Annotated in this window: 24 protein-coding genes; 12 read left to right on the top strand and 12 right to left on the bottom strand. The window is 73.6% G+C overall.

Going from position 1 to position 26,124, the window contains the following annotated elements:
- Positions 1-762 precede the first annotated feature (762 nt).
- Entirely contained in the window at positions 763-1,761 is a 999-nt protein-coding gene (gene trpS / locus WDV06_RS16260; RefSeq protein WP_395510463.1) for a tryptophan--tRNA ligase, read from the top strand.
- A 52-nt stretch (positions 1,762-1,813) separates the two neighbouring features.
- Here the strand turns inward: trpS and proC are convergent, their stop codons facing one another.
- The 5 genes from proC to WDV06_RS16235 all read right to left on the bottom strand — a co-directional run bounded on the left by proC (position 1,814) and on the right by WDV06_RS16235 (position 5,288).
- Positions 1,814-2,623 (bottom strand): pyrroline-5-carboxylate reductase, encoded by an 810-nt coding sequence (gene proC / locus WDV06_RS16255; protein WP_395510462.1) that lies wholly within the window; start codon positions 2,621-2,623, stop codon positions 1,814-1,816.
- 99 nt (positions 2,624-2,722) lie between these two features.
- Positions 2,723-3,460 (bottom strand): ABC transporter permease, encoded by a 738-nt coding sequence (locus tag WDV06_RS16250; protein WP_395510461.1) that lies wholly within the window; start codon positions 3,458-3,460, stop codon positions 2,723-2,725.
- Positions 3,457-4,278, bottom strand: coding sequence for an ABC transporter ATP-binding protein (locus WDV06_RS16245; protein WP_395510460.1), 822 nt, complete (start codon positions 4,276-4,278; stop codon positions 3,457-3,459). Before WDV06_RS16245 ends, WDV06_RS16250 begins: the two co-directional genes overlap by 4 nt.
- A gap of 82 nt (positions 4,279-4,360) precedes the next feature.
- Positions 4,361-4,903, bottom strand: a complete 543-nt coding sequence (locus WDV06_RS16240) for a hypothetical protein (protein ID WP_395510459.1) — start codon at positions 4,901-4,903, stop codon at positions 4,361-4,363.
- A 79-nt stretch (positions 4,904-4,982) separates the two neighbouring features.
- Positions 4,983-5,288, bottom strand: coding sequence for a peptidase (locus WDV06_RS16235; RefSeq protein WP_395510458.1), 306 nt, complete (start codon positions 5,286-5,288; stop codon positions 4,983-4,985).
- 106 nt (positions 5,289-5,394) lie between these two features.
- On the opposite strand from WDV06_RS16235, the gene WDV06_RS16230 reads away from it, so the two are divergent.
- A complete protein-coding gene (locus tag WDV06_RS16230) occupies positions 5,395-7,536 on the top strand; it encodes a serine/threonine-protein kinase (RefSeq protein WP_395510457.1) in 2,142 nt (713 codons plus the stop codon).
- A gap of 147 nt (positions 7,537-7,683) precedes the next feature.
- Here the strand turns inward: WDV06_RS16230 and ilvD are convergent, their stop codons facing one another.
- The 4 genes from ilvD to WDV06_RS16210 all read right to left on the bottom strand — a co-directional run bounded on the left by ilvD (position 7,684) and on the right by WDV06_RS16210 (position 12,170).
- Complete coding sequence (gene ilvD, locus WDV06_RS16225) at positions 7,684-9,534, bottom strand: dihydroxy-acid dehydratase (RefSeq protein WP_395510456.1); 1,851 nt, start codon at positions 9,532-9,534, stop codon at positions 7,684-7,686.
- A gap of 161 nt (positions 9,535-9,695) precedes the next feature.
- Positions 9,696-10,313 (bottom strand): TetR/AcrR family transcriptional regulator, encoded by a 618-nt coding sequence (locus tag WDV06_RS16220; RefSeq protein WP_395510455.1) that lies wholly within the window; start codon positions 10,311-10,313, stop codon positions 9,696-9,698.
- On the bottom strand, positions 10,310-11,128 hold the full coding sequence (locus WDV06_RS16215) for a sugar phosphate isomerase/epimerase family protein (RefSeq protein ID WP_395510454.1): 819 nt from the start codon (positions 11,126-11,128) through the stop codon (positions 10,310-10,312). The genes WDV06_RS16220 and WDV06_RS16215 overlap by 4 nt, the downstream gene beginning before the upstream one ends.
- A gap of 115 nt (positions 11,129-11,243) precedes the next feature.
- A complete protein-coding gene (locus WDV06_RS16210; protein ID WP_395510453.1) occupies positions 11,244-12,170 on the bottom strand; it encodes a Ppx/GppA family phosphatase in 927 nt (308 codons plus the stop codon).
- A gap of 62 nt (positions 12,171-12,232) precedes the next feature.
- On the opposite strand from WDV06_RS16210, the gene WDV06_RS16205 reads away from it, so the two are divergent.
- Complete coding sequence (locus tag WDV06_RS16205) at positions 12,233-13,033, top strand: hypothetical protein (RefSeq protein ID WP_395510452.1); 801 nt, start codon at positions 12,233-12,235, stop codon at positions 13,031-13,033.
- A gap of 26 nt (positions 13,034-13,059) precedes the next feature.
- Here the strand turns inward: WDV06_RS16205 and WDV06_RS16200 are convergent, their stop codons facing one another.
- Positions 13,060-14,868, bottom strand: coding sequence for a BACON domain-containing protein (locus WDV06_RS16200; RefSeq protein ID WP_395510451.1), 1,809 nt, complete (start codon positions 14,866-14,868; stop codon positions 13,060-13,062).
- A 168-nt stretch (positions 14,869-15,036) separates the two neighbouring features.
- Between WDV06_RS16200 and radA the strand changes: the two genes are divergently transcribed.
- Both radA and disA read left to right on the top strand, forming a co-directional pair.
- Positions 15,037-16,461: a DNA repair protein RadA gene (gene radA / locus WDV06_RS16195; protein ID WP_395510450.1), complete on the top strand. Its 1,425-nt coding sequence runs from the start codon at positions 15,037-15,039 to the stop codon at positions 16,459-16,461.
- Between the two features lie 196 nt (positions 16,462-16,657).
- Positions 16,658-17,782 carry a DNA integrity scanning diadenylate cyclase DisA gene (gene disA / locus WDV06_RS16190; protein ID WP_395510449.1) on the top strand — a complete coding sequence of 375 codons (1,125 nt, stop codon included), beginning with the start codon at positions 16,658-16,660 and terminating at the stop codon, positions 17,780-17,782.
- 98 nt (positions 17,783-17,880) lie between these two features.
- On the opposite strand, the gene WDV06_RS16185 is transcribed toward disA, so the two are convergent.
- The gene (locus tag WDV06_RS16185; RefSeq protein ID WP_395510448.1) at positions 17,881-18,594 is read right to left on the bottom strand and encodes a hypothetical protein; all 714 of its coding nucleotides are present in this window, start codon (positions 18,592-18,594) and stop codon (positions 17,881-17,883) included.
- A gap of 234 nt (positions 18,595-18,828) precedes the next feature.
- Here WDV06_RS16185 and WDV06_RS16180 point away from each other — a divergent pair, with 234 nt between their 5' ends.
- The 7 genes from WDV06_RS16180 to WDV06_RS16150 all read left to right on the top strand — a co-directional run bounded on the left by WDV06_RS16180 (position 18,829) and on the right by WDV06_RS16150 (position 25,141).
- Complete coding sequence (locus WDV06_RS16180; RefSeq protein WP_395510447.1) at positions 18,829-19,443, top strand: phosphatase PAP2 family protein; 615 nt, start codon at positions 18,829-18,831, stop codon at positions 19,441-19,443.
- A gap of 22 nt (positions 19,444-19,465) precedes the next feature.
- Positions 19,466-20,419 carry an HhH-GPD family protein gene (locus WDV06_RS16175; RefSeq protein ID WP_395510446.1) on the top strand — a complete coding sequence of 318 codons (954 nt, stop codon included), beginning with the start codon at positions 19,466-19,468 and terminating at the stop codon, positions 20,417-20,419.
- Between the two features lie 219 nt (positions 20,420-20,638).
- Positions 20,639-21,199 (top strand): SigE family RNA polymerase sigma factor, encoded by a 561-nt coding sequence (locus WDV06_RS16170; RefSeq protein ID WP_389614532.1) that lies wholly within the window; start codon positions 20,639-20,641, stop codon positions 21,197-21,199.
- Entirely contained in the window at positions 21,187-21,900 is a 714-nt protein-coding gene (locus tag WDV06_RS16165; RefSeq protein WP_395510445.1) for a hypothetical protein, read from the top strand. The genes WDV06_RS16170 and WDV06_RS16165 overlap by 13 nt, the downstream gene beginning before the upstream one ends.
- A 39-nt stretch (positions 21,901-21,939) precedes the next feature.
- On the top strand, positions 21,940-22,653 hold the full coding sequence (cseB, locus tag WDV06_RS16160; RefSeq protein WP_395510444.1) for a two-component system response regulator CseB: 714 nt from the start codon (positions 21,940-21,942) through the stop codon (positions 22,651-22,653).
- A gap of 10 nt (positions 22,654-22,663) precedes the next feature.
- Positions 22,664-23,977, top strand: coding sequence for a two-component system sensor histidine kinase CseC (gene cseC / locus WDV06_RS16155; protein WP_395510443.1), 1,314 nt, complete (start codon positions 22,664-22,666; stop codon positions 23,975-23,977).
- Between the two features lie 66 nt (positions 23,978-24,043).
- The gene (locus tag WDV06_RS16150; RefSeq protein WP_395510442.1) at positions 24,044-25,141 is read left to right on the top strand and encodes a LamG-like jellyroll fold domain-containing protein; all 1,098 of its coding nucleotides are present in this window, start codon (positions 24,044-24,046) and stop codon (positions 25,139-25,141) included.
- A gap of 10 nt (positions 25,142-25,151) precedes the next feature.
- Here the strand turns inward: WDV06_RS16150 and WDV06_RS16145 are convergent, their stop codons facing one another.
- Positions 25,152-25,769 (bottom strand): M23 family metallopeptidase, encoded by a 618-nt coding sequence (locus tag WDV06_RS16145; RefSeq protein ID WP_395510441.1) that lies wholly within the window; start codon positions 25,767-25,769, stop codon positions 25,152-25,154.
- Positions 25,770-26,124 lie beyond the last annotated feature (355 nt).

The raw sequence follows: 26,124 nt of genomic DNA, 5'->3' as shown, positions 1-26,124 counted from the left end.
CCGGAGTGGACGGGGTATCAACTTCTGGCGTTGATTTTTGGCACGCTGTTGAGTTCTCAAGGAACGGACGCTTCCTTCGTACTCACCCTCTCGGGCTTTCCTCCGGGCTTTCGTTCTTGCGATTCAGACTCTATCAGAGTCTTTCTCGCTCGCTTTCCAGGTCCTTCGCTTTCGCGCTTTCCCTTTCCGGCGGTTCCGACTCTATCAGATCCTTTCGGGCCTGACTCCCAGTCAGCGGGACTTGCGTTCCGGGCCGTTCGGCCCTTCCGGCGAGTGAGACAGTAGCGGATTCCTTGCCCCCGAAGCCAATCGGCGGCTGCGTCCTGGAACGCGGATTCCTCATTCGCAAATACGCATGAAAACGAGACGACAGCATGCGTCGTTCGTTCGAATGAGTAGTGCGGGATGGCTGTCCGGGGACCGACCGGAGTCGGCGCTCACGTCGGACAACTCGAAGAACCTTACGGACCGGGAACAGGCGTGTCAACCCCCGCCGTGCGGTCGTGGCCGACTCGCGAAACTCCTGCCGTCCCCGTGCCCCAGGGGCTACGCTGCTTCCCATGACCACGCATGCACCCAAGCTCAGCCTTCGCTGGTGGCCCGCCTGACGGCGGCCGACCCTCCACGCGAGCACGCATGCGCTCACGGCCGCCGCTACGGCGGCCGTTTCTGTTTCTCCCCCTCCCGGGAGTGGCTCGGTCGCCCGACACGGCGGACCGGCGATCCACACCCACACCGCAGGACACGAGGGAGAGACAGGACATGACGAGGATCTTCAGCGGGATCACCCCGTCCGGGCACCTGACGCTGGGCAACTACCTGGGGGCCCTGCGGCAGTGGGTCGCGGCCGAGCACGCGCCCGCCGACGCGCTGTTCTGCGTCGTCGACCTGCACGCCCTGACCGTGGAGCACGATCCGGCGCGGCTGCGGCGGCTCACCCGGCAGAACGCGACGCTGTTCCTCGCCGCCGGGCTGGATCCGCAGCGGTGCACCCTCTTCGTCCAGAGCCATGTCACCGAGCACACGCGGCTGTCCTACCTGTTGGAGTGCACCGCGACCGACGGTGAACTCCGGCGCATGATCCAGTACCGGGAGAAGGCGTCGAAGGCGGAGGCGGCCGGCCAGGGCGTACGGCTGTCCCTGCTGACGTATCCCGTGCTGATGGCCGCCGACATCCTGGCCTACGCGGCCGACGAGGTGCCGGTCGGTGAGGACCAGCGGCAGCACGTGGAGCTGACCCGGGATCTGGCGGTGCGGTTCAACCAGCGCTACGGGCACACCTTCACCGTGCCCAGGGCGACGCTGCCCGCGGTGGGCGCGCGGGTCATGGACCTCCAGGACCCGACGTCGAAGATGGGGAAGTCCAGTGCGAACACCGCCGGCATCGTCTACCTGCTGGACGAGCCGGCCGTGATCACCAAGAAGGTGATGCGGGCGGTGACGGACAGCGGCGAGGACGGGGTGGTCTACGACCGCGCGGCGCGGCCCGGCGTGGCGAACCTGCTGGACGTCCTGGCCGCCTGTACCGGCGGTGAACCGGAGAAGCTGGCCGGGGAGTACGACCGGTACGGCCCCCTGAAGCGGGACGTCGCCGAGGCCGTGGTGGAGCTGCTGCGGCCGCTGCGGGAGCGGCACGCGGTGCTGGCGGCCGACCCGGGCGAGGTGGAGCGGGTGCTGCGCGAGGGCGCGGAGCGGGCGCGGGGCATCGCGCGGCCGGTGGTGGACCGGGCGTACGAGGCCATCGGGTTGCTGGCCCCGTGAAGGGGGCGGGGAGGGGCTCCGGCCGTGGTGGGCCGGGAGCCCCTCCCGCGCTTCAGCTGTTGCCGGAGGCGAGTTCGCGGCTGCGGTCGCGGGCGGCTTCGAGGGCGGCGATGAGGGCCGCCCGTACGCCGTGCTTCTCCAGTTCGACGATGGCGTTGATCGTCGTACCGGCCGGGGAGGTGACGGCCTCGCGGAGCTTGACCGGGTGCTCGCCGCTGTCGCGGAGCATCACGGCGGCGCCGATGGCGGCCTGGACGATGAGGTCGTGGGCCTGGGCGCGGGGCAGGCCCAGCAGGATGCCCGCGTCGGTCATGGCCTCGACCAGGAAGTAGAAGTAGGCGGGTCCGGAGCCGGAGAGGGCGGTGGCCGCGTCCTGCTGGGACTCGGGGACGCGCAGGGTCTTGCCGACCCCGCCGAAGATCTCCTCGGTGTGGGCGAGGTGCTCGGCGGTGGCGTGGCTGCCGGCCGAGATGACGGACATGGCCTCGTCGACGAGGGCGGGGGTGTTCGTCATGACGCGGACGACGGGGGTGCCGGGGGCCAGCCGCTCCTCGAAGAAGGCGGTCGGGATGCCGGCCGCCCCGCTGATGACGAGGCGGTCGGCGGGGACGTGCGGGGCGAGCTCTTCGAGGAGCTTGCCCATGTCCTGCGGCTTGACGGTGAGGATGAGGGTGTCGGCGCGCTTGGCGGCCTCGGCGTTGCTGACGGCCTCGACGCCGTAGCGGGTGTGGAGTTCGGCGGCGCGCTCGGGGCGGCGGGCGGTGACGAGGAGCTTGGCCGCAGGCCGGCCGCCGCGGATCATCCCGCTGAGCAGGGCCTCGCCGATCTTGCCGGTACCGAGGACTGCGACTGTCTGGGTCATGCCCGATTCACCTCGCCGAACGAACGCGGAACGCGTGGAGACGTACGCCCTCATCCTTGCACCCGTCCGCGTGAGGGGGCGGGGGTGTCCGCTCCGTGGTCAGGGCGTGCGGCGGCGGAGGGTGGCGGCGCCGAGGACGAGGACGAGCAGGGCGCAGGCGGCGACGACGGCGGCGTCGCGGACGAAGTCGGCGGTCATGCCGGTGTGGGTGAGGACCTGGGTCATGCCGTCGACGGCGTAGGACATGGGCAGGACGTCGGAGACGGCTTCGAGGACGGGCTGCATGGTGGCGCGGGGGGCGAAGAGTCCGCACAGGAGCAGCTGCGGGAAGATCACGGCCGGCATGAACTGGACGGCCTGGAACTCGGACGCGGCGAAGGCGGAGACGAACAGGCCGAGCGCGGTGCCGAGGAGCGCGTCGAGCAGGGCGACGAGGAGCAGGAGCCAGGCCGAGCCGGTGACGTCGAGGCCGAGGAACCAGAGGGCGAGGCCGGTGGCGAGCAGGGACTGGAGGACGGCGACGGCGCCGAAGGCCAGGGCGTAGCCGGCGATGAGGTCGCCCTTGCCCAGCGGCATGGCGAGGAGGCGTTCGAGGGTGCCGGAGGTGCGTTCGCGCAGGGTGGCGATGGAGGTGACGAGGAACATCGTGATGAGGGGGAAGATCCCGAGGAGCGACGCGCCGATGCTGTCGAAGGTGTGCGGGCTGCCGTCGAAGACGTAGCGGAGCAGGGTCAGCATCAGGACCGGGACCAGCAGCATCAGGGCGATGGAGCGCGGGTCGTGGCGCAGTTGGCGCAGGACGCGGGCGGCGGTGGCGAGGGTGCGGGCGCCGTTCATCGTCGGGGCTCCCGGGTGGGTGCGGTCCGGTCGTGGGCGTTGGCCTCGTCGACGAGGCGGAGGAAGCCCTCCTCGACCGTGTCGCTGAGGGTGCGGGTGCGGAGGGCTTCGGGGGTGTCCTGGGCGAGGATGCGGCCTTCGCGCATGAGGAGCAGGTCGTGGCAGCGCTCGGCCTCGTCCATGACGTGGGAGGAGACGAGGATCGTGACGCCGCGGGCGGCGGTGATCTCGTGGAAGAGGTTCCAGAGGTCGCGGCGCAGGACGGGGTCGAGGCCGACGGTGGGTTCGTCGAGGACGAGCAGTTCGGGGGTGCCGAGGAGGGCGACGGCGAGGGAGACGCGGCTGCGCTGGCCGCCGGAGAGGTTTCCGGCGAGGGCGGTGGTGCGGCTGGTGAGGTCGACGTCGGCGATGGCCCGTTCGACGGCGGCGCGGCGGCGGTCGGCGGCGGCGCGGCCCGGAAGGAGGACGGCGGCGAAGTAGTCGAGGTTCTGCCGGACGGTGAGGTCGTCGTAGACGGAGGGGGCCTGGGTGACGTAGCCGACGCGGGCGCGGAGTTCGGGGTGGCCGGCGGGGCGGCCGAGGACGTCGAGGGTGCCGGTGGCGTGGGCCTGGGTGCCGACGACGGTGCGCATGAGGGTGGACTTGCCGCAGCCCGAAGGCCCGAGGAGGCCGGTGATGCGGCCGCGGGGGACGTCGAAGGCGACGCGGTCGAGGACGGTGCGGAGGGTGCGGCCGGTGCCGCGGCGGACGGTGAGGTCGCGGGCGTGGACGGCGGGTGCGGCGGGCGCGGGCGGCCCCTCCGGTGGATTATTCATCATGCGATGAATAATGCTCCTGGGGGTGCCGGGCGTCAATCGGCCGGACGTTCTCGGAGGCGGGTTGGGGCTGCCGGGGGTGGGGCTACTTCCTGCGCTTGGGGCGGCGGCGCGCGGCCGGGTTGCCCGTACGGGCGCTGCGGCGGCGGTCGTACTCGGCGACGGCGCGCTCGTACTCGGCGCGGTGGAGCTTCTCGCCGGGGGCCTCGGTGAGGCTGCGCAGGAAGTACGCGAGGAGGGAGCCGATGAAACCGATCGTCTTCAGGCCCTTGAGGGCGGCCTCGTCGGAGGACGGCGCGGGGCGGCGGCCGAAGGACTCCCAGGTCTTGGCGAAGGCGATGGCGGTGGCGATCGCGAAGAGCACGACCACGGAGATGCTGAGGAAGGGGCCGACGTTGCCGATCTCCAGGCCCTCGTAGGCCAGGCGCAGGAGGTAGGCGCCGATGGCGGCGGCGACGAGCGAGCCGGCGGCGAGGGCGGTGCGGCGCAGGGCGTAGCCACCGGTGTGGTCCACCCAGGTGGTGCCGTAGAACCGGATCGGCTCCGGCCGCGGCCTGGCGGCCGGCTCGGCCGGGGCGGCGGCGCCTTGGCTCGGATCCTGGCTCTGGTCTCGCTGCTCGTCGCTCACACCGGCGATTATCCACCGGCGGGCGGAACCCGCCGGTGGTGTCTCACCTGGCAGAACGGGTGACCGTCCGGCTACGGCGTCAGCCGCAGCGGCCGGCGACGTAGCCGTCGGAGCCCGTGTGGACGTAGGCGTCGGAGACGAAGCGGCCGTTGCCGATGCAGTCCCAGAGGTCCGTGGTCCCGTACGGGCCGGAGACGGTCGTGCCGGGGCACTGGCAGAGGATGGTGACGGAGCCGCCGACGGGAATGGCGTCGATGATCGCGTAACCCGTGCCGGGGCCGCTGCGGACGTTGACCCGGTAGCCCGGGGCGGTCGGGTAGGACTGGAAGCCCGAACCGGCGGCGGTCAGGGCCTCGATCTGGCTGGAATCGTTCTCTACGGACATCTGGAATCTCCCCCCATGGGTGTTGCTCCGTGCAACGCGCGCAGGGTAGCAAGCCCTTGGATGTTGCCACGGGCCATCGACTAGGCTCCGGCGGGGGTGGTGAACGGTGCAGTCGCTGCGCGCGGACTACGCCGGGTTTCCGGAGTACGCCGGCCAGTACCGGCTCGAATCCGTACTCGGCTCCGGTGGCATGGGCGTCGTCCATCTGGCCACCTCCAGTTCGGGGCTGAAACTCGCCGTCAAGGTCGTCCACGCCCAGCACGCGGTGGACCCGGAGTTCCGGGCGCGGTTCCGGCAGGAGGTCGCGGCCGCGCGCCGGGTGAGCGGGGCGTTCACCGCGCCCGTCGTCGACGCCGACCCGGACGCCGAGCGGCCCTGGATGGCCACGCTGTTCATCGACGCGCCGACCCTCTCCGAGCGGGTACGGGAGCGCGTGCTCGACGCCGGTGAGCTGACCCGGCTCGCGGCCGGGCTGGCGGAGGCGCTGCGGGACATCCACCGGGCCGGGGTGGTGCACCGGGACCTGAAGCCGAGCAACGTGCTGATGGCGCCCGACGGGGTGCGGGTCATCGACTTCGGCATCTCGCGCCCGGCGGACAGCGACCTGCGGACCGAGACCGGCAAGCTGATCGGGACCCCGCCGTTCATGGCGCCCGAGCAGTTCCAGCGGCCGCGGGAGGTGGGGACGGCGGCGGACGTGTTCGCGCTGGGTGCGGTGCTGGTGCACGCGGCGACCGGGCGGGGGCCGTTCGACTCCGACAGCCACTACCTCGTGGCGTACCAGGTCGTGCACAGCGAGCCGGACCTGACGGGGCTGCCGGCCCGGCTGGTGCCGATCGTGGCGCGGTGCCTGGCGAAGGATCCGGCCGAGCGGCCGACCGCCGAGGCGCTGATCGCGCAGATGCGCGCCGTGGCGTACCCGACGGGCGAGGACACGCAGGCGTTCATACCGCAGCCCCGGCGGCCGGTGCCCGACGAGGAGCCCACCCACCCGCGGCGGCCGGTCGCGCCGGCGGACGCCCCGTCCGCGGAGCGGCGGCCGCGCCGCCGCAGGCGGGTCCTGCTGGCGGCGGGGCTCGGGCTGCTGCTCTCGGCGGGGGCCCTCGCCGGCTACCTCCGGTTCGGATCCGGTGACGCCGTCCCGGCCCCCGCCGCGGCGGCCGGGACGGCCGGCAAGGCCTTCTCCGCGTGGACGGCGTCCCCCGGCGGCGCGCCGGTCGCGTGCACCGCCGGCCCCACCGCGGCCGACGCGGCGGGCGGCGCGGGCGGTCTCTACTGCTCGGGGCGGGGGCTGGCCGCCGCCCGTCTCGCCCTGACGGACGGCTCGCCCGGCTGGTCGGTGCCCGCCAAGGCCCCGGGGCAGGGCGTCACCTCCGTCGGCGCCCCGCTGCTCGCGGGGGGATCGGTGCTCGTGGTGGTGCCCGGCAGCGAACTGCTCCGGGCCCTGGACCCGGCCACGGGCAAGGAGCGGTGGCAGCACAGGCTGCCCGGCGGCGCGCAGGTCGTGGCCGCGGGCCCTTACGCGGTCACGGTGGCGGCCGACGGCAACGTCACCGGTCTCGACGGGGCGGGCGGCGCCCAGCGCTGGAGCCGGCGGATCGGCGGGACGGGCTCCGTGTGGTGGGGCGGCCCCGGCGCCTCGGGCACCCCCGCGTTCTACGTGGCGTCGACGGCCGCCGACGGCGGGTCCACGCAGCTCGCGGAGATCGACCCGGCGACCGGGACCGCGCGCTGGCAGACCCGGGCCACCGGCCGGCTGCGGCCGGTCGGGGCGGCACACGGGGCGGTGCTCCTGCTGGACAGCGACGCGGCCGGGAAGGCCGGCGGCGTCGTACGGGTGGACGCGGCCACCCGTACGGTGCGACGGGTGCAGCTGCCGGCCCCTCTGTTCGACGCGGAGGCCACCGTCGGGCCCGACGGCACCGTCTACGCCTTCGGCACCGGCGGGGGGCTCGTCTCGGTCGGCCCGGAGCGGGAGCAGTGGCGGCTGGAGACGGGCGCGGCCAACGCCTCCCGGCCCGTGGCGGCGGACGGCCGGGTCTACCTGTCGGCCGGAGACGGCCGGCTGCTGGCCGTCGACGCGGCCTCCGGACGGCTGGCCGCGCAGACGAAGCCGCGCATGGCCGCCGCGCAGGGCACCTTCAGCGCGACCCTCCCCGCACCCGTCGTCGCCGACGGCCGCGTCTACGCCTCCGCCCCCGACGGCACGGTCTTCGCCCTGGACGCGCGGAACCCGGCCGGGTGGTGAGGGACGGGGCCGCCGGACGGAGGCCGGCGCAGCGCCCCGAAGCCCGACAGGCGCCCCGGCGCCGAACGGCGCGAGGGACGCGTCGAGAACCGCCCGCGCGGAACCCCGGCTCCGGGCGGTCGGGCCCGGGCCGGGGTTCAGGCGGGTTCAGCCCAGCTTCGAGACGTCGCGCACCGCGCCCTTGTCGGCGCTGGTGGCCATCGCCGCGTACGCGCGCAGCGCCGCCGACACCGTGCGCTGACGGGACTTGGGGGCGTAGACGCCGCCGAGGGCCTCGTGGCGGGCGGCCAGCGTGGCGTCGTCCACCAGGAGCTCGATCGACCGGTTCGGGATGTCGATGCGGATCCGGTCGCCGTCCTCGACGACCGCGATGTCGCCGCCCGAGGCCGCCTCCGGGGAGGCGTGGCCGATGGACAGGCCGGAGGTGCCGCCGGAGAAGCGGCCGTCCGTCACCAGCGCGCACACCTTGCCCAGGCCGCGGCCCTTGAGGAAGGAGGTCGGGTAGAGCATCTCCTGCATGCCGGGGCCGCCGCGCGGGCCCTCGTAGCGGATGACGACGACGTCACCGGGCTGGATCTCCTTGCGGAGGATCTTGTCGACGGCCTCGTCCTGCGACTCGCAGACGACCGCCGGGCCCTCGAAGGTCCAGATCGACTCGTCGACGCCGGCCGTCTTCACCACGCAGCCGTCGGCGGCGATGTTGCCGCGCAGGACGGCGAGGCCGCCGTCCTTGGAGTACGCGTGCTGCACGGAGCGGATGCAGCCGCCCTCGGCGTCGAGGTCGAGGGTCTCCCAGCGCTCGGACTGGGAGAAGGCGGTGGCGGAGCGCTTGCAGCCGGGGGCCGCGTGCCACAGCTCCATGGCCTCCTCCGACGCCGTGCCGGAACGGGCGTCCCACGTCGCGAGCCAGTCCTCCAGGCCCTTCGAGTGGACGGTGGTGACGTCCTTGTTGAGGAGCCCGCCGCGGTGCAGCTCGCCGAGGATGGCGGGGATGCCGCCGGCGCGGTGCACGTCCTCCATGTAGTACGTGCCGCCGGGGGCGACGTTCGGGGCGACCTTGGCCAGGCAGGGGACGCGGCGCGAGACGGCGTCGATGTCCTTGAGGTCGTAGTCCAGGCCCGCCTCCTGCGCGGCGGCCAGCAGGTGCAGGATCGTGTTGGTCGAGCCGCCCATGGCGATGTCCAGGGCCATGGCGTTCTCGAAGGCCTCGCGGGTGGCGATGTTGCGCGGCAGGACGGACTCGTCGCCGTCCTCGTAGTAGCGCTTGGTGATCTCCACGACCGTGCGGCCGGCGTTCTCGTACAGGGCGCGGCGGGCGGTGTGCGTGGCGAGGACGGAGCCGTTGCCGGGGAGGGCCAGGCCGATGGCCTCGGCGAGGCAGTTCATCGAGTTGGCGGTGAACATGCCCGAACACGAGCCGCACGTCGGACAGGCGTTCTCCTCGATGCGCAGGATGTCCGCGTCCGAGACGTTCTCGTTGGAGGCGTCGACCATCGCGTCGATGAGGTCGAGCTTGCGGACGGTGCCGTCGACGAGGGTGGCCTGGCCGGCCTCCATCGGGCCGCCGGAGACGAACACGACGGGGATGTTGAGGCGCATCGCGGCCATCAGCATGCCCGGGGTGATCTTGTCGCAGTTGGAGATGCAGATCAGCGCGTCGGCGCAGTGCGCCTCGACCATGTACTCGACGCTGTCCGCGATCAGGTCGCGGGAGGGCAGGGAGTACAGCATGCCCGCGTGGCCCATGGCGATGCCGTCGTCGACGGCGATCGTGTTGAACTCGCGCGGGATCGCGCCCGCGGCGCGGATCGCGTCGGAGACGATGCGGCCGACCGGGGCCAGGTGGGTGTGGCCGGGGACGAACTCGGTGAAGGAGTTGGCGACCGCGATGATCGGCTTGCCGATGTCCTCGCTCGCTACGCCCGACGCGCGCATCAGCGCACGAGCGCCTGCCATGTTGCGGCCGTGGGTGACGGTGCGGGACCTCAGCTCGGGCATGCGGTTTCACTCCCCATGAGTGCGGCTGCACGCGGTCAGCCGCGACTGCGGATATGGCTCGGTTACGAGGCTACGCCCAACGCCCGCGATCCGGACAGCCGGTCCGGATGCCGGGACGGAGGGGTCGCTCCTCGGTCACGGCCTCCGCGCCGCCCGGGGGCTCACGCCTCGGTGAGGTAGCGCTGGAGGGTCGGCGCGACCAGCGCCACGATCTCCTCCGGGTCCGCCGACGCGAGGGGCTCGATCCGCACCACGTACCGCACGAAGGCGATCCCGATCAGGTGCGAGGCCGCCAGCTCGGCCCGGAAGGTCGGCTCCGGGACGTCGAGGTCGGCGGCGACCCGCTCCAGGACCCGGCGCAGGATCAGCCCCCGGAGCACCTTCGCGGCCGCCTCGTGGGTGAGTGCGGAGCGGATCACGGCCAGCAGCGGGGCGCGCGTGGCCGGGTTCTCCCACACCCCCAGGAAGGAGCGGACCAACCGCTCCCCGATGCCGTCCGGGCCCTCGCCGACGACGGCCGGGACCACCAGGGCGGGCTCCATGGTGACCTCGATGGCGGCGGCGAACAGGTCGTCCTTGCTGCCGAAGTAGTGGTGCACCAGCGCCGGGTCCACCCCGGCCACCTTCGCGACGCCGCGCACGGACGTCTTGTCGTACCCGCGCTCCGCGAACACCTCGCGGGCGGCGAGGCGGATCCGCTCCTGGGTGCCGGGCCCCTCCTCCGCCTCGTCCTGCCGGGGCCGCCCGGGACCGCGCCGCCGCCGGACGGGCTCGGTCACGGCCGGCCCCCGGCCGGCGCGGCGAGGTGGCGGCGGGTGAAGGCCAGGGCCTCGGCGAGATCGGCCTCGCGCTCGGCGGAGGACATGGCGCGCCGCGTGTTGACCTCGATGACGATGTGCCCGTCGAAGCCGCTGCCGGCCAGCCCGGCCAGCAGCTCGGCGCAGGGCTGCGTACCGCGCCCGGGGACGAGGTGCTCGTCCTTCGCGCTTCCGTTGCCGTCGGCGAGGTGGACGTGGGCCAGCCGCTCGCCCATTCGGTCGATCATGGCGGAGGCGTCGGTGCGGGCGGTGGCGGTGTGCGACAGGTCGACGGTGAAGTGCCGGTAGTCGTCCTTGGTCACGTCCCACTCGGGCGCGTAGGCGAGCATCTCGCGGTCGCGGTAGCGCCAGGGGTACATGTTCTCGACGGCGAACCGGACGTCGGTCTCGTCCGCCATCCGCCAGATCCCGCTGACGAAGTCGCGCGCGTACTGGCGCTGCCAGCGGAACGGGGGGTGCACGACGACGGTGGACGCCCCGAGCTTCTCGGCGGCGGCCTGGGCCCGCTGGAGCTTGGTCCAGGGGTCGGTGGACCACACCCGCTGGGTGATCAGCAGGCACGGCGCGTGCACGGCGAGGACCGGTACCCGGTGGTGGTCCGACAGCCGCCGCAGGGCCTCGATGTCCTGGCTGACCGGGTCCGTCCAGACCATGACCTCGACACCGTCGTATCCGAGGCGGGCGGCGATCTCGAAGGCCGTCGCCGTGGACTCCGGGTAGACGGAGGCGGTGGACAGGGCGACTTTCGGGGCGCTGCTGCTCGGATTACGGACCACGGAGCCAGATTAAGGGCCCCCCGCCGTCGTCCCGGCACACAAACCGGGTCCCGTCATACTTTTCACATCGGCGCCGAGGAGGCCGTGTCCGCCGGGACGAGGGGGGCCGTACCCGCTACGGCAGGTGGTCCAGGCGGCGGAGGATGACGCCCTCGCGGAGGGCCCAGGGGCAGATCTCCAGCGTGTCCACGCCGAAGAGGTCCATCGCCGCCTCCGCCACCAGCGCACCCGCCAGCAGCTGGGAGGCCCGGCCGTCCGAGACGCCCGGGAGGGTGGAACGTTCCGCCGTCGTCATCGTCGCCAGACGCGGGACCCACTCCTCCAGGGACTTCCGCGTGAGGTCGCGCTGGACGTACAGGCCGTCCGCCTCGCGGGCCGCGCCGGCGATGCGGGCCAGCTGCTTGAAGGTCTTCGACGTGGCCACCACGTGGTCCGGGGCCCCGAAGCGGCTGAACTCGCCGACCGTGCGGGCGATCTGCGCCCGTACGTGCCGCCGCAGCGCCTTCACGTCCGCCGGGTCCGGCGGGTCGCCCGGCAGCCACGCCGAGGTGAGGCGGCCCGCGCCCAGGGGCAGGGAGACGGCGGCGTCGGGGTCCTCGTCGATGCCGTACGCGATCTCCAGCGAGCCCCCGCCGATGTCGAGGACCAGCAGCTTGCCGGCCGACCAGCCGAACCAGCGCCGGACGGCGAGGAAGGTCAGCCGGGCCTCGTCCTCGCCGCTGAGCACCGGCAGCTCGACGCCGGTCTCGGCCTTGACGCGGGCCAGGACCTCGTCGGCGTTGGGGGCCTCGCGCACGGCGCTGGTGGCGAAGGGCAGCACGTCCTCGCAGCCCTTGTCCTCGGCGGCCTGCACGGCCTCGCCGATGACCGAGACCAGGCGCTCGACGCCCTCCGGGGTGATCGCGCCGCGCTCGTCGAGCAGCTCGGCGAGCCGCAGCTGCTCCTTGTGGGAGTGCGCGGGCAGCGGGCGCGCGCCGGGGTGCGCGTCCACCACCAGCAGGTGGACCGTGTTCGAACCCACATCCAGGACACCGAGTCTCATACGGGAAACGCTACTGGGCGGGACACGGGCCGGTGGAGTAAGGGGCGCTTAGGCTGGTGGTTGTGCCAAATACGAAGAAGCCCGGCAAGAACCAGTCGAAGAAGAGCAGGGGCCGAGTGGCGGACGAGAAGGGGCTCGACTTCCCCCGGGCCTGGGTGGAGTTCCCCGATCCCGCCGACGACGAGCAGGTCTTCCGCTGCGACCTGACCTGGCTGACCTCCCGCTGGACGTGCATTTTCGGCAGCGGCTGCCAGGGCATCCAGGCGGGCCGGGCCTCGGACGGCTGCTGCACGCTGGGCGCGCACTTCTCCGACGAGGACGACGAGCAGCGGGTCGCCGAGCACGTGGCGCGGCTGACGCCGGAGCTGTGGCAGTTCCACGACGTGGGCAGCGAGAGCGGCTGGACGCAGTTCGACGACGACGGGGAGAAGCAGACCCGCCGCTGGGACGGGGCGTGCATCTTCCTGAACCGGCCCGGTTTCCCGGCCGGGGCGGGCTGCTCGCTGCACATCCTGGCGCTGAGGAGCGGGCAGGAGCCGCTGGAGACGAAGCCGGACGTGTGCTGGCAGCTGCCGATCCGGCGTACGTACGACTGGATCGACCGGCCGGACGACACGCGGGTGCTCCAGGTGTCGATCGGGGAGTACGACCGGCGCGGCTGGGGGCCGGGCGGGCACGACCTGCACTGGTGGTGCACGTCGGCGACGTCCGCGCACGGGGCCGGTGAGCCGGTGTACGTGTCGTACCGGGCGGAGCTGACGGAGCTGATGGGGGCCGAGGCGTACGCGGAGCTGGTGAAGCTGTGCGAGGCGCGGCTGGCATCGCTGCTTCCGATGGCGCCGCACCCCGCCGATCCGGCGTAGTCCGTCGCTGGTCCGGCGCCCCCGCCTTACGGCGCGGGGGGCGCCGGGTCGGGGGAAACCGTTCCTCCTGGGTCGGCCGGTGACGGCGCAGGGTCCGTGGGCCGCGTCGGGGTCGGGGTGGGCGTGGGCGTGGGGTCCGGGGTGGGCGTCGGACTCGGAGTCGGGGTCGGCGTGGGGGTCGGAGTCGGAGTCGGGGTCGGGGTGGGGTCCGGGCCGGGCGGGGTCGGGTCGGTGGCGGGCGCGGGGCGGCCGCGGCCCTGGATGGAGACGACCGCTCCGCCGGGGTCGATGCCGACGCGGGCCGACCAGGCGCCGACGGGCTGGGCCTCGGTGTCGACGGTGATCCGCAGGGTGACCGATTCTCCCGGGGCGAGGGTGCCCGCCGTCTGGCCGGCGCGCAGCCAGGGCGCGTCGGACCAGAGCCGCCAGTCGACGGGGCCGCCGCCGGAGGCGTGGAGGGTGAGCAGGGTGGTGCCGCCGCGGGTGGAGGCGGAGACGGTGAGCCGGCCGGGGGCTCCGGGGCCGGCGGCGTCGGGGGCGGCGCCGCTGCTGATGACCTCGACGGAGACGTCGGGGGCGGCGCTGCCGGAGGCGAAGCCGGGCTCGCCCGTGGTGCGGGCGGTGTTGCCGGTGTTCTCGTACGCGGTGAGCGGGCGGCCCCCGGCGAGCGGGGGCGGGATCTTCGACTCGCCGGCGGAGATGCGGGTGCCGTCGCCGACGGGCTCGCCGATGGTGGGGGCGCCGCGGTAGGCGGCCCACAGGGCGATGACGGGGGCGGCGACGACGGTGGCGACGACGGTGGTGGTCACGGCCCGGGCACGGAGCCGGTCGCGGCGGGCGGCGCGGTCCTTGGGGTCCATGGGGAAGCCGGTGCGGTGGAAGCGCGGGCCGGGGCGGCCGCCGCGGCGGCGGCCGGACCGCAGCATGGCCGCGCGGACGGCGCCGCGGGGGGCGGGGACGAGCGGGAGCGCGGCGTGCAGGCCGCCGGAGCCGGGCCAGGGCGCGGCGGCGCCGACGCGTTCGGCGACGCGGCGGCAGCGGGGGCAGTCGTCGACGTGGCGGACGAGTTCGGCGCGCAGGGTGCTGGAGAGCAGGACGTCGCGGTCGCCGTCCTCGCCGGTGAGGCGGGAGACGGCCGGGCAGTGGCCGGTCTCGACGACGGCGAGCGCTGCGCGGGTGCGTTCGACCTCGCAGGCGGCGGCGGACAGCAGCTCGCGGGCGGCGGCGGGGGCGGTGCCGAGGACGGAGGCGAGTTCGGTGAGGCCGAGGCGGTGGCGGACGGCGAGTTCGAGGGCCTCGCGCTGTTCGGGGGTGGTGCCGGCGGCCTCGGGCCAGGCGAGTCGGGCGAGTTCGGTGCGGCGGTAGGCGGTCACGTCGAGGGCGCGGTGGGGGCGGTGCTCCTGGGGCGCACGGTCGGGATCGGTGTGCTCCGGCGTGCGCCGGGCGGAATGCGCCCCCTGGCGGGCGCGCCGCTGCTCGGCCAGCCGGCGCAGGCAGGCCCAGCGGGCGAGGGCGTACAGCCAGGCCCGCCGGATGCCCTCGTCGGGGCACCGGCCGGGTTGGCGTTCCGCGACCGCGAGGACGTCGCCGAGCACGTCGGTGGCGGCGTCGTGGTCGCACAGGACGGAGAGGCAGTAGGTGAACAGTCCGTCGAGGTAGGGCTCGTACGGGGAAGGGGGCGGCTCGGTCCCGCCGGGCGCAGGGGCCGTCGCGTCCTCCCCGGGTGCGCACGGGGCGCCCGCCGTGTCCTCCGGCGCCGCCGGTCGGGGTGTGCGCCGGTGCGCCCGGTGTGCGCTGGTGCGTGATGCGGGGTCTCCCTGGTCGCTGCTGTTCACCTGGCGAAGGTAGGCGGCACGCCGCTGACGCTCCGGAAGCCTTCCCCACTTTTAGCCCTTACGGGTGAACAGATCGCCGTCCCGCTGACCGCGCCCCTGACGCCCGGCGAGCCGGGGGAGGCACCGCACCGCACCGCGTTGTCGGCGGCGCCGGTTACCGTGGGCGCCATGGCTGCCCGTACCTCTCGCTCATCCGCCAAGGACCGTCCGTCCTTCCGCTGCTCCGAGTGCGGCTGGACGACCGTCAAGTGGCTCGGCCGCTGCCCGGAATGCCAGGCGTGGGGGACGGTGGAGGAGATGGGCGCGCCCGCCGTGCGCACCACCGCGGCCGGCCGCGTCACCGCCGCCGCGCTGCCCATCGCGCAGGTCGACGGCAAGACGGCGACCGCCCGCAGCACCGGTGTGGACGAGCTGGACCGCGTCCTCGGCGGCGGTCTCGTCCCCGGCGCGGTGGTGCTCCTCGCGGGCGAGCCGGGCGTCGGCAAGTCCACGCTGCTGCTCGACGTCGCGGCGAAGGCGGCCACCGGCGACCACCGCACCCTCTACGTCACGGGCGAGGAGTCGGCGAGCCAGGTGCGGCTGCGGGCCGACCGGATCAACGCCCTGAACGACCACCTCTACCTCGCCGCCGAGACCGACCTCTCCGCCGTCCTCGGGCACCTCGACGCCGTGCGGCCCTCGCTGCTGGTGCTGGACTCCGTCCAGACCATCGCCTCCCCCGAGATCGACGGCGCACCGGGCGGCATGGCCCAGGTCCGGGAGGTCGCGGGGGCGCTGATCCGCGCCTCGAAGGAGCGGGGCATGGCCACCCTCCTCGTCGGCCACGTCACGAAGGACGGCGCCATCGCCGGCCCCCGCCTGCTGGAGCACCTGGTGGACGTGGTGCTGAGCTTCGAGGGCGACCGGCACGCCCGGCTGCGCCTGGTGCGCGGCGTGAAGAACCGGTACGGGGCGACGGACGAGGTGGGCTGCTTCGAACTGCACGACGAGGGCATCACCGGGCTCACCGACCCCAGCGGCCTGTTCCTGACCCGGCGCGCGGAGGCGGTGCCGGGGACGTGCCTGACCGTGACGCTGGAGGGCAAGCGCCCGCTGGTCGCGGAGGTGCAGGCGCTGACGGTGGACTCGCAGATCCCCTCCCCGCGCCGCACCACCTCCGGCCTGGAGACCTCGCGCGTCTCGATGATGCTGGCAGTGCTGGAGCAGCGCGGGCGGATCACCGCGCTCGGGAAGCGGGACATCTACAGTGCGACGGTGGGCGGGGTGAAGCTGACGGAGCCGGCCGCCGACCTGGCCATCGCGCTGGCGCTGGCCTCGGCCGCGAGCGACGTGCCGCTGCCGAAGAACCTGGTCGCCATCGGTGAGGTCGGGCTGGCCGGCGAGGTGCGGCGGGTGACCGGGGTGCAGCGGCGCCTCGCGGAGGCGCACCGGCTCGGGTTCACGCACGCGCTGGTGCCGGTGGACCCGGGGAAGGTCCCGCCGGGCATGAAGGTGACCGAGGTCGCGGACGTGGGCGACGCGCTACGGGTCCTGCCGCGCGGGCGCTCCCGTACGCCGGCCAGGGAGCGGGCCGGAGCCGGCTCGGCGGAATGAGCCGGGCCACCGCGGCGGAATAAGAGGCTCCGCCGGATGGGCCGAGGACGGGCCGGGGCGCGGGCCGACGGGGCCGTACGGGCTGCCGCCGGGGCGGTGCGGGCCAAGGCCCGGCGGGGGCGCAGGCGGCGCCGGTAGACTTTGTGCTGGTCCGCCCGGCCCTACAGGCGGCGCAACCCGCGACCGGAGGAGTGCAGTGGCAGCCAAGGACGGGGCAGCAGCATCCGGCAAGTCGGGCGCGAGCTCCAAGCACGAGGCGCTGATGCGCGCCTCCCTGAGCGCGGTCGCCCCCGGTCAGCCGCTGCGTGACGGTCTGGAGCGGATCGTCCGCGGCAACACGGGCGGGCTGATCGTCCTGGGCATGGACAAGACGGTCGAGGCCATGTGCACCGGCGGCTTCGTCCTGGACGTGGAGTTCACCGCGACCCGGCTGCGGGAGCTGTGCAAGCTCGACGGCGCGCTCATCCTGGACAAGGACCTGACAAAGATTCTGCGGGCCGGCGTCCAGCTGGTGCCGGACGCGTCGATCCCGACCGAGGAGACCGGCACGCGGCACCGCACGGCGGACCGGGTGTCGAAGCAGTGCGGGTTCCCGGTGGTGTCGGTGTCGCAGTCGATGCGGCTGATCGCCCTGTACGTGGACGGGGAGCGGCGCGTCCTGGAGGAGTCCGGGGCCATCCTGTCCCGCGCGAACCAGGCCCTCGCGACGCTGGAGCGCTACAAGCTGCGGCTGGACGAGGTCGCGGGGACGCTGTCGGCGCTGGAGATCGAGGACCTGGTCACCGTGCGCGACGTCACGGCGGTCGCCCAGCGGCTGGAAATGGTCCGCCGGATCGCCACCGAGATCGCCGAGTACGTGGTCGAACTGGGCACGGACGGGCGACTGCTGTCGCTCCAGCTGGACGAGCTGACGGTCGGCATCGAGCAGGAGCGGGAGCTGGTGATCCGGGACTACGTTCCGGAACCCACGGCGAAGCGTTCCCGCACGGTGGAGGAGGCGCTGCCCGCGCTCGACGCGCTGACGCATCCGGAACTGCTGGAGCTGGCGATCGTCGCGAAGGCGCTGGGGTACACGGGCTCGCCGGAGACCCTGGACTCGGCGGTGTCGCCCCGCGGCTACCGGCTGCTGGCGAAGGTGCCGCGGCTGCCGGGGGCCATCATCGAACGGCTGGTGGAGCATTTCGGGGGGCTGCAGAAGCTGCTCGCCGCCAGCGTGGACGACCTCCAGACCGTCGACGGTGTGGGCGAGGCCCGTGCGCGGAGCGTGCGCGAGGGGCTCTCGCGGCTCGCGGAGTCCTCGATCCTGGAGCGCTACGTCTAGCCGGCGCGTCACGTCCGGGGGAGTTGCGCGCAGCCGCCCCCGGCCCGCCCTCCCCCGGAGGACCGGGGCGAGCCCCTGAACCGCGCGGGCCCGATCCCTCAGTCCTGCTTCAGGACGAAGGACGTGCGGGCCACCGGGAGGCCCGGGCTGCGGACTTCGACCACGTAGGTGTCGGGGGCCGGGGTGCCCGCCGGAGGCGACTGGCACTGGTCCGCCGCGCTCGGCCTGCGGTCCCATTCCAGCGACTGCTTCGCCTCGCCCTGGGCCGGCAGGCGGAAGTAGGCGCTGCCCGGGCCGGTGGGGCAGTCGGCCGAGGACCAGACCTGCTTGGCGCCGGTGGTCTGATAGATGGTCACCACGGCCTGCTTCGGGCCGAGTCCGAACTTGCAGGTGCTGCCGGAGATGTTGCGGACGAGCAGTTCGAGGCGCGGCTTCTCGTTCGTCTCGTACTCGTTCTTCACGCTCTTGACCTCCCACTGCAGCGCGCTCGCCGCACAGGTGGGCAGGGGGGAGTCGGCCGGGAGGGCAGCCGGGGCGCCCGCGCCGCCGGACGCGGAGCCGGTGCCCGTGCCGCCGCCCTGGTCGGGGTTCTTGGCGGTGCCGGAGTCCGACCCGGGGGCGGAGCCCGTGCCGCTGCCCGACTCCGCGCGTCCGCCCGGCGCCTGACTGATCGCCGGGCCGGAGCCGGAGGGCCCCGGGGTGATCGTGCGGACCGGGCCGGAGCCGTTGCCGCCGCCCTTTCCGTTCGTACTCGTCCCGCTCCCGCCGGAACTGACGAACCATACGGCGAGCAGCGCGGCGAGCGCTGCCACGGACGCCAGAACAGCCCTCCGCCGCCAGTAAATGGAGGAGGGAAGCGGCCCGACCGGATTGCGCAGAGATCCCACGTACCGAACCTTACGAGAACTCGCGCCGCGATCAGTGCCCCACATGCCGCGCATACGGCGGGTTTTGCCGATGATCATCTTGCGGGAGGGCATCGGAACGATCAGTTCAGGCCAGGGCCTGACATGACCGTGACCAGGCGTTGAGTACGGTCGGTCACCATGGACACCTCCGCCCTCTACCGCGACATCACCGACTTCGCCCACGGCACGCCCCCCTGGGTGCAGTCCGCCTTCGAGGTCTGGACCGAATACGGGCTCCTGATCTTCGGACTGCTCTACATAACCGTCTGGTGGCGTGCGCGCGGTCAGGGCGACCCGTCGGCCGTGGCACGGGCCGTGCTCGCGCCGCTGGTCACCGCGCTCGTGTACGTCGCCTCCGAGCTGGTGAAGTCGACCATCGACGAGGAGCGGCCCTGCCGGGCGGTGGCCGGGGCGGCCGCCTCCCTGGTGCCGTGCCCCCCGTACGGGGACTGGTCCTTCCCCAGCAACCACTCCGCCATCGCGGGGGCGGCCGCCGTCGCGCTGGCGCTGGCGGTGCCGCGCCTGGCGCTGCTGACGCTGCCGATGGCCGTGCTCATGGCCTTCTCACGGGTGTTCGTGGGGGTGCACTACCCGCACGACGTGGGCATGGGCCTGCTGCTCGGCGCCTCGCTGGGCACGCTGGCCGTGGCGCTGCTGACCGGGCCGATGACCCGGGTGATCGCCGCCGTACAGGGGAGCGGGATCCGCGCGGCCGTCTGGTTCACCGGTCCGGGCCCCGCACGCCACCCGTAGAACGTGCCAGGATGCCCCTGACATGACTGCATCCGCCGAATCCACCGCATCCGCCGCGCCTTCCGCGTCCGCGGCCCCGTCCGCGTCCGCGGCAGCGCTGCACGAGTCCGTCATCGCCTGGTTCGACGAGCACGCCCGCGACCTGCCCTGGCGACGCCCCGAGGCCGGCCCGTGGGGGGTGATGGTCAGCGAGTTCATGCTCCAGCAGACCCCGGTCAGCCGGGTGCTGCCGGTGTACGAGCAGTGGCTCGCGCGCTGGCCCCGTCCCGCCGACCTGGCCGCCGAGGCACCGGGCGAGGCCGTACGGGCCTGGGGGCGGCTCGGCTACCCCCGGCGGGCCCTGCGCCTGCACGGTGCGGCCGCGGCGATAACCGAACGCCACGGCGGCGACGTACCGCGCGACCACGCGCAGCTGCTCGCGCTGCCCGGGATCGGCGAGTACACGGCCGCCGCGGTGGCCTCCTTCGCCTACGGGCAGCGGCACGCGGTGCTGGACACCAACGTCCGCCGGGTCCTCGCCCGCACCTCGACCGGCGTGGAGTACCCCCCGAACGCGACCACCGCCGCCGAGCGGCGCCTGGCCAGGGACCTGCTGCCCGAGGACGAGGCCACGGCGGCCCGCTGGGCGGCGGCCTCCATGGAGCTGGGGGCTCTGGTCTGCACCGCCAAGAGCCCGGACTGCGTCCGCTGCCCGGTGGCGGGGCTGTGCGCGTGGCGGCTGGCCGGGAAGCCCGCGCACGACGGGCCGCCGCGGCGCGGGCAGACGTACGCCGGAACGGACCGGCAGGTGCGCGGCCGGCTGCTGGCCGTGCTGCGCGAGGCGTCGGGGCCGGTGTCCCAGGCGCGGCTCGACGCGGTGTGGGACGAGCCGGTGCAGCGGGCCAGGGCGCTGGACGGGCTGGTGTCCGACGGGCTGGTGGAGCCGCTCGCACGGGGGATGTACGGGCTGCCGCAGGGCCGGCCCCGCAATCCGTAGCGGCCGGCCCGCGGAATCCGCACCCCGCCCAGGAGGTGCCCCGGCGGCCCGAAGCATTCCGCTCCGGGCCGGGAAAACCCGGCCCACCGGGGCTGTTACACAACCTACGGGTGTCCGTGCGCCCACCGCAGGCTGACCCGCACAGTGCCGTGACAACCCCTCCGTACCTTCGGATCCGTAAGGCAGCGGGTGACGGGGACGGCAGCGGAGGCGGTCTTGATGGCGCACGGAGATGTACTCGAATTCGAGGAGTACGTACGCACGCGGCAGGACGCCCTGCTGCGCAGCGCCCGGCGCCTGGTCCCGGACCCCACCGACGCGCAGGACCTCCTCCAGACCGCCCTCGTGCGCACCTACGGCCGCTGGGAGGGCATCGCCGACAAGTCACTGGCCGACGCCTACCTGCGCCGCGTCATGATCAATACGCGGACGGAGTGGTGGCGGGCCCGCAAGCTCGACGAGGTCCCGACCGAGCAGCTCCCGGACGCCTCCGTCGAGGACGGCTCCGACCAGCGCGCCGACCGCGCCCTGCTCATGGACATCCTCAAGGTGCTCGCGCCCAAGCAGCGCAGTGTCGTGGTGCTGCGACACTGGGAGCAGATGAGCACCGAGGAGACGGCCGCGGCGCTCGGAATGTCGGCGGGAACCGTGAAGAGCACACTGCACCGCGCACTGGCCCGGCTCCGCCAGGAGCTGGAGAGCCGGGACCTGGACATGCGTGCGCTCGAACGCGGTGACCACACCACGCGTGACGAGGGGCGGGAGCGGTGCGCGGCCTGAACGGCCAAAGCCTGGGCGGTAGAAGCTCGCTGGTACTGACGTCGGCGGGGACGGTCGTCCTCGTCGGCACAGTGCTGTTCGCCGCCGGCTGCTCCACCGGCGGCACGGGCCTGCGCGACGGCGGCCCCGCCCGTACGGAGTCGGTGGCCCGCAACACCCAGCCGAACCAGCCCACCGCCGCGCCCAGCGGGCCGGCGGCCATGGGCCACTCCCCCGCCGCGGGTACGGGCACCCCCCTCAAGAAGGTCGACCCGGTGGCCCTGCTGAAGGCGGACCCCAAGGTCAGCGCCGAGATCAAGCGGGACCTCAAGCCCTGCACGGGCAAGGAGTACCCGGTCGACGTCAGCTACGGGAAGATCACCGGCAGCGCCGTCGTCGACATCGTCGTCAACGTCCTGTCCTGCGCCGACGCCCTCGGCCGCGGCTCGTACGTGTACCGGGCGGAGGGCGGCACGTACGAGAATGTCTTCGCCGACGAGCAGCCGCCCGTCTACGCCGAGATCGACCGGGGCGACCTGGTCGTCAGCAAGCCGGTCTACGGCAAGAGCGACGCGCTCTCCTACCCCTCCGGCGAAGACGTGATCACCTACCGCTGGAACGGGGAGAAGTTCGCCGAGCAGGACCGGGTCCACTCGGAGTACAGCAACGTCGGCGACGGCGGGGCCCAGCCGGCTCCGGCCGTCACGCCCCCGAAGAACTGACCGAACAAGCAGACGGAAAAGACCGGAGTGAGGCTGGGCATGGCCGAGACCCACGTGCTGTTCGTGGAGGACGACGACGTCATCCGCGAGGCCACGACCCTGGCGCTGGAACGCGACGGGTTCATGGTCACCGCCATGCCCGACGGCCTGTCCGGCCTGGAGTCCTTCCGGGCGAACCGGCCGGACATCGCCCTGCTGGACGTGATGGTCCCCGGCATGGACGGCGTGAGCCTGTGCCGGCGCATCCGCGACGAGTCCACGGTCCCCGTCATCATGCTCTCGGCCCGCGCCGACTCCATCGACGTGGTCCTGGGCCTGGAGGCGGGGGCGGACGACTACGTCACCAAGCCCTTCGACGGCTCCGTCCTCGTCGCCCGCATCCGCGCGGTCCTGCGCCGCTTCGGCCACGCCGGCGGCGCCCACAACGGCGGCAACGGCGCGGCCGACGGGGACGGCTCCGACGAACGCGGCGTGCTGTCCTTCGGCGACCTGGAGGTCGACACCGAGGGCATGGAGGTCCGCCGGGCCGGTGCCCCCGTCGCCCTGACCCCCACCGAGATGCGGCTGCTGCTGGAGTTCTCCTCCGCGCCCGGCACCGTCCTGTCCCGCGACCGGCTCCTGGAGCGGGTGTGGGACTACGACTGGGGCGGCGACACCCGCGTCGTCGACGTCCACGTGCAGCGGCTGCGCACCAAGATCGGTCAGGACCGGATCGAGACGGTCCGCGGCTTCGGATACAAGCTCAAGCCATGAGAACCACAGCATGAGGCGTTTCACCCTGCGCACGGGGATCCGCTGGAAGATCACGCTCGCCATCGCCGCCGTCGGCGCCCTCACCGCGCTCGCCCTGAGCCTGGTGGTGCACAGCGCCGCCCGCGTGTCGATGCTGGAGAGCGCCCGCGACTCGGAACTGGAACGGGTCCAGTACATCGCCCGCACCCCCGACGCCGGCCGCAAGCCGATCTGGGGCGCCAAGGTCAACGACCCCGAGCTCCCCGCCGAACTGCGCGAGAAGGCCCGCTCGGGCCGGCGCGGCACCTACATCCAGGAGACCCCCAAGCGGGCCCCGGAGGTGTGGGCGGCCGTACCGCTCGGCAACGGGCAGGTGCTGTCCATGCACCACCAGTTCCGCGAGAGCGCCAACATGGTGCGCGACCTGGACCGGGCCCTGGTCATCGGCTCCCTCGCCGTCGTCATCGGCGGCTCGGCACTCGGCGTGCTCATCGGCGGGCAGATCTCCAGCCGGCTGCGCAAGGCCGCGGCCGCCGCCCAGCGGGTCGCGCACGGGGACCCCGAGGTCCGCGTACGGGACGCCGTGGGCGGCGTCGTACGCGACGAGACGGACGACCTCGCGCGGGCGGTCGACGCCATGGCCGACGCCCTCCAGCAGCGCCTGGAGGCCGAGCGGCGGGTCACCGCGGACATCGCGCACGAGCTGCGGACCCCGGTGACGGGCCTGCTCACCGCCGCGGAACTGCTGCCGCCGGGCCGGCCCACGGAGCTGGTGCGCGACCGTGCGCAGGCGATGCGGGCCCTGGTCGAGGACGTCCTGGAGGTGGCCCGGCTGGACGGCGCGTCCGAGCGGGCCGAACTCCAGGAGGTGGCGCTGGGCGAGTTCGTGACCCGCAGGGTGACGGCGCTGATGCCGGAGGCCTCCGTGCGGGTCGTCGCGGACGAGATCGTCAGCACCGACCCGCGCCGGCTGGAGCGGATCCTCGGCAACCTCCTGGCCAACGCCGCCCGGTACGGGCAGCCGCCGATCCAGGTGGACATCGAGGGCCGGGTCGTCCGCGTGCGGGACCACGGGCCGGGCTTCCCCGAAGCCCTGCTGAGGGAGGGCCCGAGCCGGTTCCGCACCGGCTCCACGGACCGGGCGGGCGTCGGGCACGGTCTCGGCCTGACCATCGCGGAGGGCCAGGCCCGCGTCCTGGGCGCCCGCCTCACCTTCCGCAACGTCGCGGCGCCGGGCGGCGCGGAGAACGAGGGCGCGGCGGCGGGAGCGGTGGCGGTCCTCTGGCTCCCGGAACACGCCCCGACGACGACGGGCAGCTTCCCCGTCATCCAGCTGCCGGGCTGACCCGTTCCGCCCGGCGCCGGGGCCGGGGGGCTCACGGCTCCGCGGTGATGTTCTAGCATCCGTGCCATGACTGACGGTACGGATCGCCCGAACAGCCCCCAGCCCGGCCCCGCCTCCGGCGGGTACGGCTATCCCCAGCCTGGGCAGTCCAACCCCTACCAGCCGGAGCCGGCCGCCGGGCAGCAGGGGCAGGGCTTCGGACCGCCGCCCGTGGCGGACGAAACGTTCCCGCCGCCGATACCCGACACGTTCAGCGCCACCCCCACACCGGACTGGCAGGCGATGGCCGACGCCTCCGAGGCCCAGCGGCGCAAGCGCCGGTTCCTGGCCATCGGGGGCGGGGCGCTGGCGGTGGTCCTGGTGGCGGCCGGCGCCACGTTCTTCCTGATGGGCGGCGACGACGACGGCAGCCCGGACGACAAGCCGACCACGGCCGCCTCGGGCTCCCCCAGCCCCTCGGGTTCCTCCCAGTCCCCGGACAAGAAGTCCGAGGACGACTCCCCCACCGTCCCCGGCGAGCCGAACCTCCTGCGCGACCGCAACGGCAAGATGGGCATCGCCCTGAGCCCGGGCGCCTCGCTCGGCGAGCTGGCGAACCGGACCGAGATCCGGTTCAAGGGCGCGGCGGACTCCTACGCGCAGGGCGCCGAGGCGGCCGTGGACGTGACGAAGAGCTTCACCGTCTCCACCCGCGCCTACAACGTCTCCGAGACCGGCCCGCGCATGGCCGTCAGCCAGGGCGACGGGGTCTCGTACTCCTTCGAGCTGGGCTTCGAGGTCGTCAACGGGAAGAAGGCCTGGGTGTTCCGGGTGCAGACCGGGGACAAGGGCCAGGCGGCGACGGCCCAGCAGGTGGTCGTGGACAACGTCGACACCACCCGTCAGTGGACGCTGCTCACCGGCACCTACGACGCGGAGAAGAAGACGATCGCCCTCTGGGTGGACGACAAGCAGGCCGGCCAGGCGCAGGTCTCCGGGATCTGGGCCGGCCCGGGACCGCTCCAGCTGGGGCGCGCCCGCCACCACGGGATCTGGAGCGCCTCGTGGATGGGCCCGCTGGACCACATCCGGATCTTCGACCAGGTGCTGGGCCAGGAGCAGATCACGGGTCTGAAGAACAACAAGCTCGGCAAGACCAGGCCGACCCACTCCTGGCTCGTGTGAGCCGCGGAGGTCAGACGGTGACGCCGACGCTGCGCAGGAAGACCACCGGGTTGATCGCGGAGCCGTAGTTCGGGGTGGTCCGGATCTCGAAGTGCAGGTGCGGACCGCTGGAGTTCCCCGTGTTGCCGGAGAGCGCGATCTTCTCGTCCACGGCGACCTTCTGGCCGACCTTGACGAGGATCTTCGACAGGTGGGCGTACTGGGAGTACGTGTTGTTCGCGTGCTTGACGACGATGGCGTTGCCGTAGGCCGGGCCGTCACCGCCGCCGTTGGGGCCGGCCTTGACGACGGTGCCGGCGGAGGCCGCGTGCACGGGGGTGCCGACGGGGACGGCGAAGTCCTGGCCGGAGTGCTTGTGGGCCCACATGGTGCCGCCCTTGCCGAAGGTCGCGGAGAGCGTGTAGCTCGCGACGGGCTTGTCCCACAGGGGGGCCTTCGCGGCGGCCTGGGCGGCCTGGGCCTTCGCCTGCGCCTGGAGGGCGGCCGTCTCGGCGGCGGCGGGCAGGGCTCCGGGGGCCTCGTCGGCGAAGGCGGCGGTCGTCCCGGCCCCGAGGGCCAGCGTCGCACCGAGGGCGGTGGCGGCGAGGGCGGTACGGGTACGACGGCTGGTGACGCGCTTCGCGGACATGCGGGGACCTCCGGGGCCGGGGACGGGGTACGGGCAAGAAAGATCCCGGCACCGCGGCCTTCCGCCGCCACTGCCGGGCTTGCCCCACCTTGGTAACCCGCGCCCCTGCTCTTCCCCAAACGCCCGTTTTACTACCCGGGCTCGTAGCGGCCCCGAGTCGCCCGGCCCCATTGACGGCACCCGTCCAGCCCCAATGTGGGGACAAAACGGACACGTAGTCCTACGGCGCCGCCTAGTAGGTCCGTTTTGTTCTGTGCGGCTTGTCACCGCCCCCGGGACCTCCGCCCCGCCCACGGCCCCTCGCGGGGAAGGCGACGGCCCGCGCAAAGGGGCGGCCCCCGGAACCCGCAGGTCC

Source organism: Streptomyces racemochromogenes (assembly GCF_044129415.1).
Taxonomy (GTDB): domain Bacteria; phylum Actinomycetota; class Actinomycetes; order Streptomycetales; family Streptomycetaceae; genus Streptomyces; species Streptomyces racemochromogenes_A.
Note: the sequence above shows the minus strand (reverse complement) of the source record. Positions and strands in the feature narration are given on the sequence as shown.